The 11,261-nt window shown below is 70.6% G+C and carries 10 protein-coding genes and 1 pseudogene; 6 read left to right on the top strand and 5 right to left on the bottom strand.

Features of this window, described 5'->3' with window-relative positions; translation table 11 throughout:
* Positions 1–1,883, bottom strand: a 1,883-nt coding sequence (locus tag AB0P03_RS18045) for a choice-of-anchor A family protein (RefSeq protein ID WP_363629606.1), incomplete at its 3' end; no start/stop codon positions are given.
* 174 nt (positions 1,884–2,057) lie between these two features.
* A complete protein-coding gene (locus AB0P03_RS18040) occupies positions 2,058–2,540 on the bottom strand; it encodes a MarR family transcriptional regulator (RefSeq protein ID WP_063348015.1) in 483 nt (160 codons plus the stop codon).
* Positions 2,541–2,662: 122 nt separating this feature from the next.
* On the opposite strand from AB0P03_RS18040, the gene ilvA reads away from it, so the two are divergent.
* The 3 genes from ilvA (at position 2,663) to AB0P03_RS18025 (ending at position 6,152) form a co-directional block, all read left to right on the top strand.
* Entirely contained in the window at positions 2,663–3,874 is a 1,212-nt protein-coding gene (gene ilvA / locus AB0P03_RS18035) for a threonine ammonia-lyase (protein WP_363585470.1), read from the top strand.
* 303 nt (positions 3,875–4,177) lie between these two features.
* Complete coding sequence (locus AB0P03_RS18030; RefSeq protein WP_363629604.1) at positions 4,178–5,293, top strand: ATP-binding cassette domain-containing protein; 1,116 nt, start codon at positions 4,178–4,180, stop codon at positions 5,291–5,293.
* 1 nt (position 5,294) lies between these two features.
* Entirely contained in the window at positions 5,295–6,152 is an 858-nt protein-coding gene (locus AB0P03_RS18025) for an ABC transporter permease (RefSeq protein ID WP_363621326.1), read from the top strand.
* Positions 6,153–6,269: 117 nt separating this feature from the next.
* Here AB0P03_RS18025 and greA read toward each other — a convergent pair whose 3' ends face one another.
* A complete protein-coding gene (gene greA / locus AB0P03_RS18020; RefSeq protein WP_363585467.1) occupies positions 6,270–6,770 on the bottom strand; it encodes a transcription elongation factor GreA in 501 nt (166 codons plus the stop codon).
* A gap of 380 nt (positions 6,771–7,150) precedes the next feature.
* Positions 7,151–7,567 carry a DUF4307 domain-containing protein gene (locus AB0P03_RS18015; RefSeq protein ID WP_363585466.1) on the bottom strand — a complete coding sequence of 139 codons (417 nt, stop codon included), beginning with the start codon at positions 7,565–7,567 and terminating at the stop codon, positions 7,151–7,153.
* A gap of 239 nt (positions 7,568–7,806) precedes the next feature.
* Between AB0P03_RS18015 and mca the strand changes: the two genes are divergently transcribed.
* The 3 genes and pseudogenes from mca to AB0P03_RS18000 all read left to right on the top strand — a co-directional run.
* Positions 7,807–8,712, top strand: coding sequence for a mycothiol conjugate amidase Mca (gene mca, locus AB0P03_RS18010; RefSeq protein WP_063351176.1), 906 nt, complete (start codon positions 7,807–7,809; stop codon positions 8,710–8,712).
* Positions 8,713–8,761: 49 nt separating this feature from the next.
* Positions 8,762–8,953: a hypothetical protein gene (locus AB0P03_RS18005; protein WP_063348010.1), complete on the top strand. Its 192-nt coding sequence runs from the start codon at positions 8,762–8,764 to the stop codon at positions 8,951–8,953.
* Positions 8,954–9,031: 78 nt separating this feature from the next.
* Positions 9,032–9,190: pseudogene (locus AB0P03_RS18000) on the top strand (DUF255 domain-containing protein); the annotation flags it as partial.
* Positions 9,191–9,301: 111 nt separating this feature from the next.
* On the opposite strand, the gene AB0P03_RS17995 reads toward AB0P03_RS18000, so the two are convergent.
* Entirely contained in the window at positions 9,302–11,167 is a 1,866-nt protein-coding gene (locus AB0P03_RS17995; RefSeq protein WP_363629602.1) for a DNA/RNA helicase domain-containing protein, read from the bottom strand.
* Between the last annotated feature and the right edge of the window lie 94 nt (positions 11,168–11,261).

Below are 11,261 nucleotides of genomic sequence, written 5' to 3'. Positions count from 1 at the left end.
GGGGTGTCGGGGTTGGTTCCGGTGGTTTGGAGGCCGGGGGTGCCGTTGGTCTCGTGCCAGAGTTGGAAGGTGGCGCCGGCCAGTGGTTGTCCGGTGGCGGAGTCGACCTTGGTGACCGTGGTGGAGCCGGTCGGGGTGGTGGTCTTGGTGTCCTGGACGGTGATCGGGACGTTCTGTCCGTTGGTGTCGAGGACGACGGTGGTGACGTTGAGTTCCGGCAGGTCGTAGCCGGGGGGAGCGGCGGTCTCCTGCCAGTAGTAGGTGCCCAACGGGAGACCTGTCGTGGAGCAGGTGCCGTTTGCTCCGGTGGTGCAGGGGGAGCCGACGGGGGTGTCGGGGTTGGTTCCGGTGGTTTGGAGGCCGGGGACGCCGTTGGTCTCGTGCCACAGCTGGAAGGTGGCGCCGACCAGCGGTTGCCCGGTGGCGGAGTCGACCTTGGTCACGCTTGTGGACCCGGTCTCGACGATCGGGGACTTGGTGTCCTGGACGGTCACCGGGACGTTCTGCCCGTTCGTGTCCAGGACCACGGTCGTCACCGCGGGCTGCGGCAGGTCGTAACCGGGGGGAGCGGCGGTCTCCTGCCAGTAGTAGGTGCCCAACGGGAGACCGGCCGTGGAGCAGACGCCGTTCGCCCCGGTCGTGCAGGGGGCGCCCACCTCGGTGTCCGGGGTGACCCCCGAGGTCTGGAGGCCGGGGACGCCGTTGGTCTCACGCCACAGCTGGAAGGTGGCCCCCGCCAGGGGCTGCCCGGTGGCGGAGTCGACCTTGGTCACGCTGGTCGAGGCGGTGGGAGCGGGACTTCCGCACGCCGGAAGGTCGCCGTTGAAGGGATAGGCGTGGAACTCGGTCCCGGTCATCCCCGAGCCGGAGTTCTGGAGCAGCGAACCGGTGGTGAAGAACCGTCCGTTCAGACCGGGCAGGCTCATGGTGGCGGTGCTGGCCGGGTTGCCGACCAGCACACTGCCCTGGAACTGCCCCGATCCCTTGAGCGTGACGGACGTCGCGGCGGGGAAGTTCCACAGGAGGCGCTCGCGCAGCCGGTTCCAGGGATCGGTGTCCTGGAGGCTCCCGCTGTAGGTGTTGATGGTGCGGGCGCCGCCCACGAGGTTGACGAGTACCGTCGCGTTCGCGGGGATGCCGGCGAACGCGATGCCCTGAGTGGAGCCTCCGTTCCCGGCGATGTCGAAGTCGACGTTGAAGACCTGGAGTGCGGAGGTGCCGTCACCGGTGAACAGGGTCTGGAATCCCTGGTTGACCGCAGTTCCGGTGGCGGGGCGGGGTGTGCCGACCCCGGCGTAGCACTCGCTCGCCGTCTGCAGCTGACCGCGCAGCGGCGTGTAGGCGGCCACGGCCTGTGCTTCCTGGACCTTCGTGCCGACGATGGTGCCCGTGGCCGTGCCCGCGTAGCGGACGACGCCGCCCTCCGCCAGGAGCCTCTGCCCCGGGGCCACCGTGACGTTGCCTCCGGCGGTGAGGAAGTCGGCGCCGTTCGGCGGGGGGACCCGTGAGCCGACGCCGACGATGCCGATGTTGTAGACGGAGCTGCCTCCCGGGGCTTTGTTCAGGTCGAAGTTGCCGAGGGTCACCACGTGCCCCTCGGCCTCCGCGGCGGAACCGCCGACGTTGAAGTCGCCGCCGACGAAGATGTTCACGCCGTCGTCGCGGCCTGCGAAGGGACCGTTGTTGACCGGGGGGAACGTCGCGGGACAGTCCGCACCCAGGCACGGCCCGAGGCCGCCCGGAAGACCGGCCGCGTACGCGGCCGGCGGTGCGACGAGTGACATGCCGAAGGGCACGAGCGTCAGGGCCAGGACGGAACCCACCGTCCTGCCGAGTCGACGTCTCCAGGTGACGGTGGTCACCGGGTTCTGACTGGGCTTCACCTCAGTCCTCTCACCATGTGGACACAATGGGGCCCTCGGAGTGTTCCGGGCTGGAGGGCCGAGCATCGTGACTCGTTGGTGTTGTCATCTGAAAATCGTGTTAATGCACCCGTTCGGCTGTGTGTCGACGGGTGATCGGTCCGAGCGCGAGGGACGGCCTCCGGCCGTCGGCGGTCACTGGCCCTGCTGGTCCGCGGTGTACGACTCCATCGCGTGGTTGAAGCGGGCCAGCAGGGCGCAGAACGCCTGCTGTTCCTCGGGCGGCCAGTCGGCCGTCAGGCGGCGGGTCAACTCGGCCCGCCCGTCGCGGACTTCGGCCAGTCGGCCGGAGCCGACCGGGGTCAGCGCGAGGCGTACGGCGCGGCGGTCGGCCGGGTCCTGGACCCGGCCGACCAACCCGCCCGCGACCAGCGGGGCGACCTGCCGGGTCACCGTGGAGGAGTCGACGCCGAGCGACTCGGCCAGCGCCTTGACGTTCGCGGGCCCGTGCCGCTCCAGGCGGTCGAGCAGCAGGTAGGCGGCCCGGTCCAGCGCGCCGAGACCGCCGCCGGTGGTCCGGACCTGGTCCATCCGGCGGGCGAACACCGCCAGCTGGTACTGGAGTCGGGCGTGCACGGGGTCGGTGCGGTCGGTGGCCTGGGGCGAGGTCGTCGTCATCGCGGCTCACGATCGTCGTGCGGTGAGGGAGGCTCAGAAGCAGCAGCGTACGCGGGCGGGGCGGGCCCGGGAACAGCCCCGGCATCCCGGATTGCCGGTGTCGACCACCGTAGGCTGGCGTTATGCACAACTGGCCGGTCACCCTCGACGACGTCCGCGGCGCCCAGAAGATGCTCGCCGGAATCGCCCGGGTGACGCCGATGGAGGGCAGCCGGTACCTGTCCGGGCTGATCGGCGCGCCGGTCCACCTGAAGTGCGAGAACCTCCAGCGCACCGGTTCGTTCAAGCTGCGCGGCGCGTACGTGCGGATCGCCGGGCTCTCGCCGGTGCAGCGGGCCGGCGGGGTGGTGGCGGCGAGCGCGGGCAACCACGCGCAGGGGGTGGCGCTGGCGGCCTCGCTGCTGGGGGTGCACTCGACCGTGTTCATGCCGGTCGCGGCACCGCTGCCCAAGGTCGCGGCGACCCGGGAGTACGGCGCGCAGGTGAGGCTGCACGGTGCCACGGTGGACGAGGCGTTGCAGGCCGCGCAGCGGTACTCGGAGGCGACCGGCGCCGTGTTCATCCACCCCTTCGACCACTGGGACGTGGTCACCGGCCAGGCGACCGTCGGGCTGGAGATCCTGGAGCAGTGCCCCGAGGTGCGGACCATCCTGGCCGGGGTGGGCGGCGGCGGCCTGCTGGCCGGGATCGCGGCGGCGGTCAAGCCGTTGCGGCCGGACGTCCGGGTGGTGGGGGTGCAGGCGGCGGGCGCGGCCGCGTACCCGCCCTCGCTGGCGGCCGGGCGGCCGGTGTCGCTGGAGCACTACGCCACGATGGCCGACGGGATCATGGTCGGCCGGCCCGGGGACATCCCGTTCGAGGTGGTCAACTCGCTGGCGGACGGCGTCCGGACGGTCTCCGAGGACGCGCTGTCGCGGGCCCTGCTGCTCGGCCTGGAGCGGTTGAAACTGGTGGTCGAACCGGCCGGGGCGGCCCCGATCGCGGCGCTGCTGGAGCAGCCGGACTCCTTCGAGGGGCCGGTGGTGGCCGTGCTGTCCGGCGGCAACATCGACCCGCAGCTGATGCAGCGGGTGCTGCGGCACGGGCTGGCGGCGGCCGGCCGGTACCTGTCGCTGCGGGTGCGGCTGGCGGACAAGCCGGGCTCGCTGGCCGACCTGCTGGGGGTGCTGACCAGGCTGGACGCCAACGTGCTGGACGTCGCGCACGTGCGGATCGACCCGCGGCTGGGGCTGACCGAGGTCGAGGTGGACCTGCACCTGGAGACGAAGGGGCCGGAGCACTGCGCGGCCGTGGTCGGCGAGCTGCGGGACGCGGGGTACGTCGTTTCCAGCTGAGTCCCGAAGGCGCCTGAGGAGCATGAGGAGCCTGAGGAGCCTGAGAAGCCTGGGGCGCTTGGGGGGCTTGGCGTCTCGGGCGCCGGATGGTGCGGGGCGGGCCTCAGCGGATCTCGGTGGATGTCAGTGGTCCCTGTCACGATGGCGGAGCCCTATGCCTTGACGCGATATATCGCGTGCTGCCAGACTCGCGATACATCGCGTTCTGTGCGCCGGTAGGCGAAAACCGAGTCGCCCGCATGCCCGAAAAAGGGGCAGAGTGTGACAGATCGCCCATATTCGTCCGAGGAGATGAGGCAGGCCATGGCGCCAGCCATCCAAGCCGAGAACCTGGTCAAGACCTTCGGCGACGTACGAGCCCTGGACGGCGTGAGCCTCGACGTCCCCGAGGGCACGGTGCTCGGGCTGCTCGGCCCGAACGGCGCCGGCAAGACCACCACCGTGCGGGTCCTCACCACCCTGCTGCGCCCCGACTCGGGCCGCGCGGTGGTCGCCGGCGTCGACGTGCTCAAGCACCCCAACAAGGTCCGCAGTCTGATCGGCCTGTCCGGCCAGTACGCGGCGGTCGACGAGTACCTCACCGGCTTCGAGAACCTCCAGATGGTCGGCGAGCTCTACCAGATGAGCGCCCGTCAGGCGAAGGCCCGGGCGCTGGAGCTGCTGGAGTGGTTCAACCTCACCGAGGCCAAGGACCGCACCGCCAAGACCTACTCCGGCGGCATGCGCCGCCGCCTCGACCTCGCCGCCGCGCTGGTCGTCCGGCCGCCGGTGATGTTCCTCGACGAGCCGACCACCGGCCTCGACCCGCGCAACCGGCTCGCGCTCTGGGAGGTCATCGAGACCCTGGTCGAGCAGGGCACCACGCTGCTGCTCACCACCCAGTACTTGGAGGAGGCCGACCGGCTGGCGCACGACATCGCCGTCGTCGACCACGGCCGGGTGATCGCCCGCGGCACCGCCGACCAGCTCAAGGCCCAGATCGGCGGCGAGCGGATAGAGGTCGTGGTGCACGAGCCGGGCCTGGTCACCGACGCGGTCGCGGCGCTGTCCGGGTACGCGCTGGGCGAGCCGGCGGTGGAGAAGAACACCCGCCGGATCACCGTGCCGGTCAGCGGCGGCGCCCGGGTGCTCGCCGACGTCATCCGCGAACTGGACGCCCGCGGCATCGAGATCGACGACATCGGCCTGCGCCGCCCGACCCTGGACGACGTGTTCCTCACCCTCACCGGCCACGTCGCCGAGGCGGTGGAGGAGGAGAACGGCCGCCCCGGCCGCGGCCGGGGCGGCCGGGGCAAGGGCGGGCCGTCCGCCGAGGGGCCGCCCGCCGAGGGGCCGGACGGCTCCGACGGCCAGGGACAGGACGGCTCCGACGGCCAGGGACCGGACAAGCAGGCCGTCGCGGCCGGAACGGAGCGCTGAGATGAGCACCGCCACCGAGCACGCCATCGGCGAGGCGATGCCCAGGCAGCGCCGCGGCGTCGCCGCCACCCTGCACGACTCCTGGGTGGTCGCCAAGCGCAACCTGCGCCGGATGACCAGGATCCCCGAGATCGTGGTCTTCGGGCTGATGCAGCCGGTCATGTTCGTGCTGCTGTTCTCGTACGTGATGGGCGGGGCGATCAAGATCCCCGGGGCGAGCTCCAGCTCCGACTCGTACATCCAGTTCCTGATGGCCGGCATCTTCGCCCAGACCGTCACCTTCGCCGTCGCCGGCGCCTCCGCCGGGATCGCGGAGGACATGACCAAGGGCCTGGTGGACCGCTTCCGCTCGCTGCCGATGGCCCGCTCGGCCGTGCTGGTCGGCCGCACCCTGGCCGACCTGTGCCAGACCGCGTTCACCGTGGTCGTGCTGGCCCTGGTCGCGCTGCTGGTCGGCTGGCGGATCCACGACGGCGTGCTCAACGCACTCGGCGCCTTCGGCCTGCTGCTCCTGCTCGGCTACGCGTTCTCCTGGATCGGCGCGCTGATCGGCCTCTCGGTGCGCAGCCCCGAGGCGGCCACCTCGGCCGGCCTGATCTGGCTGTTCCCGCTGACCTTCGTCTCCAACGCCTTCGTGCCGGTCAGCTCGATGCCGGGCTGGCTGCAGGCGGTCGCGTACTGGAACCCGTTCAGCGCCACCGTGCAGGCCTGCCGGGACCTGTTCGGCAACCAGGTCGGCCCGGTGGACGCCACCTGGCCGATGCAGCACGCCGCACTGGTGTCGGTGCTCTGGTCGGTGCTGATCACCGCGGTGTTCTCCTGGCTGTCGGTGCGCAAGTACCGCTCGGCCGTGGGCTGAACCGCGCCCGGTACGCCGCGAGGGCGGCCGCGGGGTCCTGGACTCCGCGGCCGCCCTCGTCTGTCGGTCAGGCCTGGTCAGGCCGGATCGCGCCGGATCACGCCGGATCAGGCCTGGTCAGCCGGCGTGCGGCACGACCTTGACGATCTTCACCATGGCGGGCTTGCCGTTCGGCAGATCGTAGGTCGCCTCGTCGCCGATCTGCTTGCCGTCGATCGCGCGGCCCAGCGGCGACTGCGGCGAGTAGACGTCCATGGTGTCGGCGCCGGCGACCTCGCGCGAGGCGAGCAGGAACTCCATGGTGTCGTCCTCGTCGCCGTCGAAGGCGACCGTGACGACCATGCCCGGGGCCACCACACCCGAGTCGGCCGGGGCCTCGCCGACCTTGGCACGCTCCAGCAGCTGGGTCAGCTGGCGGATGCGCAGCTCGTACTTGCCCTGCTCCTCCTTGGCCGCGTGATAGCCGGCGTTCTCCTTGAGGTCGCCCTCCTCGCGCGCCGCCTCGATCTTCTGGGCGATCTCGATGCGCCAGGGCCCGGTCAGGTGATCCAGCTCGGCCTTCAGCTGGTCGTAGCCGGCCTGAGTGAGCCAGGTCACGTTCTCACTGGTCTGGGTCACGGGTGCTCCTCGTAGGTGCTGGGGCTGTGCTGAGGGTGTGAGTCGTCAGCAGGGTTGGTGGTGATATCGGTCGTAACTACAAAGCAACGCCCGCTCCCGTACCATCCGGTGCGGAAGGGGCGAAACCACGAGCCTAACAAGTCCTGCCGACAAGCAGAAGGGTCGTTGGCGCGCCATTGACGTCGGCGTTGCGCCACGGTGTACAGCGAATGCGCCACGGTGTACGGGGGCGGTGCGTGCCGGGCCGGGTGCGGGACTTCCTACGGATGCCCGTTCTCCCGATCGGTTATGCGCCGGTGCCCGGCAGAGTACCGGTGAGCGCGGCGCGCTGCCGGTGCGACTCGGCGGCCGGGCCTCCTCCTCCGCGCTCCTTCGGGGGCTTACTTCTTCGCCGGCGTGCAGCCCAGCAGTTCGGCGGTGGTGCCACGGGCGGTGGTCCGCAGCGTGACCACGGCGTCGTAGCTGGAGCCGCCGGCCGGCACCGGGAAGTCGGCCACCCCGACCACCGAGCCGTCCGAACCCTGCGAGCGGACCGTGCAGCTGCCGGCCGTCCCGCCGCTCTTGCGCACCGCCAGGTGCAGCTCGACCTCGGAGTCCGAGACCGCCTGGAAGGTCGGGACCGAGCCGTTGATCGTGGTCTCGCGCAGCAGGTAGGAGCCGCCCAGCCAGGCCACCAGGCCCAGGCCCAGCACGCCGCAGACCGCGCCGACCACCTTCAGGCGGCGGTCCGAATCGCGGTCGCCGCGCCGGCCGTAGCGCCCCTCGGGCAGCTGCGGGGTGGTGGTGCTCGCGTTCATCGGACCCAGTCCTCTCCTGACGGGAGGGCCGCGCGGGTGGTGCGGGGGAATGCGACGCTCCTCCAGTCCGTCACTATAGGAGGGGCACGCCCGCGGCCGGTCCGGCGGGGGCGGGGCTCGACCGGGCCGGGGTTCGTCCGCGGCCGGTCCCGCGGCGACGCGGCCCCGACGTGAGCGGCTCGTACGGTGGGCGGACCGGACTTCGCGGAACGCCCGATATGTGGAAGGAACGCAAGGCGTTGACTGAGCAGTTGCGACTGATGGCGGTGCACGCCCACCCGGACGACGAGTCCAGCAAGGGCGCGGCCACCATGGCCATGTACGTCGAGCAGGGAGTGGACGTGCTCGTGGCCACCTGCACCGGGGGCGAACGCGGGTCGGTTCTCAACCCCAAGCTCCAGGGGGACCCGTACATCGAGGAGAACATCCACGAGGTGCGCCGCAAGGAGATGGACGAGGCCCGGGCGATCCTGGGCGTCAAGCAGGCCTGGCTCGGCTTCGTCGACTCCGGCCTGCCCGAGGGCGACCCGCTGCCCCCGCTGCCCGAGGGCTGCTTCGCCCTGGAGGACGTGAAGGAGGCGGCCGAACCGCTGGTCCGGCTGATCCGGGAGTTCAAGCCGCAGGTCATCACGACCTACGACGAGAACGGCGGCTACCCGCACCCCGACCACATCATGACCCACAAGATCACCATGCTGGCCTTCGACGCCGCCGGAGACCCGGACGCCTACCCGGAGGCCGGCGAGCCCTGGCAGCCGCTGAAGGTCTACTACAACCACGGCTTCCCGATGGGCCGCATCCGCGCCCTGCACCAGTACCTCACCGAGCACGGCCACGACTCGCCGTACGGGGAGTGGATCGCGGGCTGGGAGAAGAGCGGCCGCCAGGAGCGCGAGATCACCACCCGGGTGAGCTGCGGCGACTGGTTCGAGACCCGCGACCGTGCGCTGATCGCCCACGCCACCCAGATCGACCCCGACGGGCCGTGGTTCCGCGTCCCGCTGGACGTCCAGCGCGAGGTCTGGCCCACCGAGGACTACGAACTCGCCCGTACCCTGATCGACGTGGACCTGCCGGAGGACGACCTGTTCGCCGGCCTGCGCACCCCCACCCTGGCCGTCGAGGCCGCCGACACGCGCGACTGAACCACCCCCCGATGGCCCGGCTCCCCGTGAGCCGGGCCACCATAGAGATATGAGCGCCCCCGTGAACCTCGTCAACCTCGCCGCCGACCTCGCCGTCGACGACGCCAAGGTCACCCCCGGACTCCTCGGCTTCGTCGTCTTCGCCGCCCTCGGCGTGGCCACCTGGTTCCTGGCCAAGTCCATGAACCGGCAGTTCAAGAAGGTCGACTTCGCGGAGGAGCCGGAAGCCCCCAAGGAGTAGCGCGCGGGCGCGCGCGGGGCCCGGCTCGCCGCAGCCGGTGTCCCGGCGCCCGGCCCCCGATGCGCGAGGATGGGGGGCATGCCGAACCGTCTCGCGGACGCGACCTCGCCGTACCTGCTGCAACATGCCGAGAACCCGGTCGACTGGTGGCCCTGGGGGCCGGAGGCCTTCGCGGAGGCGGAGCGGCGGGGGGTCCCGGTGCTGCTCAGCGTCGGGTACGCGGCGTGCCACTGGTGCCAGTGAACTCGTCAACCGAGTAGTCGGTCCGGCGGGACGTTACCGGCACCGCCCGGCCCGGGCTGAGGACCCATGGCGAGCCACCCGCCCGGCAAGCAGGAGACGGGCGGATCAGAGTTTCCGCACCCCGAGGTCAGCGAAGAGCTTCCTGGTGGCGGGGTCGACCGAGTAGAGCACCAGGCCGCGGATGGAACGGGTCATCAGCACGCCGTAGGCCCTGCACAACGCTCGGGTGAGTTCGGTGTCGTCCTCGATGCGTGAGGCCTTGCTCTTCACGTGCTCGCGTTGGGCGACCCAGGCGCCGTCCTCCCACGTGAGATCGGGGCCCACGATCACGCCGCCCCACTCGTACTCGAGCCCCTGGGCCGTGTGCACGCACCCGATCTGCCCGAAGCCTCCGGGGTCGGTCGCCCAGAACTTCCGCTTGGGTATTCCCTGGGTGCTGTGGTTGTCGCCGGCATTCCAGGGGCGTGCCCAGTCGGGATCGGGGCTGACGTCGGGGAAGGTGCCGGTGTCGTCGGTCCAGCCCCAGCACATTCCGGCGCTCATCCGGGCGCTCACGCCCGCCGGGTCCCTGCTTTGGAGGAAGGACTCCATCTCGGCGGCACTGTCAGCGTAGTAGAGCTCGAAGGGTTCGGGATCGGTGGCGCCGTCCGGGCGCCACGTGATGGGGTCCCCGGCCATGAGTCGGCTGACCCAAGTGTCGTAGGTCGAGCTGCCGACGGTTCGGAGTACCCGGTCCAAGTTGATCGGCACGATCTCCACGCCGAGGCTCCAGAGCTCGCTCTTGAGTCTCTCCGGAGACCAGACCTCCTCCGCGAAGAGGCGTTGATCGCCGTCGATGAAGAAGACCGGCACGCGAGCGCGGGTGACGACTACCTCCACCGAGCTCGGCCCCGTCGACCGCATGCTGAAGGAGCCGGTCATGGGCCGCTCGCTGAGGCGGTGGGCTTCGTCGCAGACGATCAGGTCCAGTTCGTCGGGTCCAAACTTGTCGGCGACCTGCACCAGCGGCCTGAAAACCTTCTGGTACCCCTTGGCGGCCCGCTTGAAGGTATCGCGGGAGGCGACGCCACCGGAAACGAAGGCAGCAGAGCGCCCGGCTTGCAGCGCGTCTCCCAGAGCGGTCAGCGCGACGAGCGACTTGCCGCTGCCCGCACGTCCCTCGATGACGAAGACCTTCTTCACCCCCTGAGACTCGACGGCTCCGGTGGCATCGGCGATCGCCCGGACCGCCCGCAGTTGGTGTTCGACGAGACTGAATCGGGTGTGCCCGTTGACGATCGCCCCGGTCTCGTCGGTCAGAAGGTTGCTCGAGCGTCGACGCCCGAGCAACTCCTGCGCGGCCTCCGCGCCGGAGTCCGAGCTGAAGTTCGCGGTCAGGAACTTCTCCAGGTCCCCTGGCTGCCGCGCGGTGAATGTGGGGATCCCGGGGCGAGGGGACACCTGGCTGATCCACTGGTGGTCCGGATCCATCAGGTTGTGCAGGTAGGCCGCGCCCACGAGGTTGACGTAGCGGTCGTCGAACATGCTGTGGTGTCTGAGAAGGTCGTCCATGTTGTTACTGACCTGGACCGCAGGATGCTTGACGTGCCTCTCGTACTCAGAGAACGGCGCATAGACCAGATCCCTGGCGCAGCGCTCGCAGAGCGTGCTGTTTCCCGCGGTCCTGCAGGAGGCGCAGAGCCCGGCCGTCTTCGAGACGGTCGGACGCTCGATACTGCCCCACTGCTTGAGCTCGATGACCGCGTAGCTGAGCCGTCCCGACGGATGCCGGCCGGCCAGGACCACGTCGATGTGGTTCATCCGGCCGTCGGCTAGGTACTCGATGAACATCCGCACCTGGCCGAGCCCGAGGTTGTCCAGTGTGGTTGCCAGCTCGTAGACGCTTTCACGCCAGGCTCTGACCTCGGCGGGACTCGGCTTTTTGTCCTTCGGGTGCGCGGCGGTGTAGCACTCGCTGATCTTCCGGACCAACTGATGGCGGTCTCGTACCAGACGCTGTACGGACCAGAACGCCTCCAGCGGCTTCCAACCGCCCCCGACCGCCATCCCGTTTACCCTCCAGCGA

Source organism: Kitasatospora sp. NPDC088779 (assembly GCF_040685395.1).
GTDB lineage: Bacteria > Actinomycetota > Actinomycetes > Streptomycetales > Streptomycetaceae > Kitasatospora.
Note: the sequence above shows the minus strand (reverse complement) of the source record. Positions and strands in the feature narration are given on the sequence as shown.

Coding starts and splice junctions, on each gene's coding strand:
- AB0P03_RS18040 (WP_063348015.1), bottom strand. CDS start 2,540: ATGACGACGACCTCGCCCCAGGCCACCGACCGCACCGACCCCGTGCAC.
- ilvA (WP_363585470.1), top strand. CDS start 2,663: ATGCACAACTGGCCGGTCACCCTCGACGACGTCCGCGGCGCCCAGAAG.
- AB0P03_RS18030 (WP_363629604.1), top strand. CDS start 4,178: ATGGCGCCAGCCATCCAAGCCGAGAACCTGGTCAAGACCTTCGGCGAC.
- AB0P03_RS18025 (WP_363621326.1), top strand. CDS start 5,295: ATGAGCACCGCCACCGAGCACGCCATCGGCGAGGCGATGCCCAGGCAG.
- AB0P03_RS18015 (WP_363585466.1), bottom strand. CDS start 7,567: ATGAACGCGAGCACCACCACCCCGCAGCTGCCCGAGGGGCGCTACGGC.
- AB0P03_RS18005 (WP_063348010.1), top strand. CDS start 8,762: ATGAGCGCCCCCGTGAACCTCGTCAACCTCGCCGCCGACCTCGCCGTC.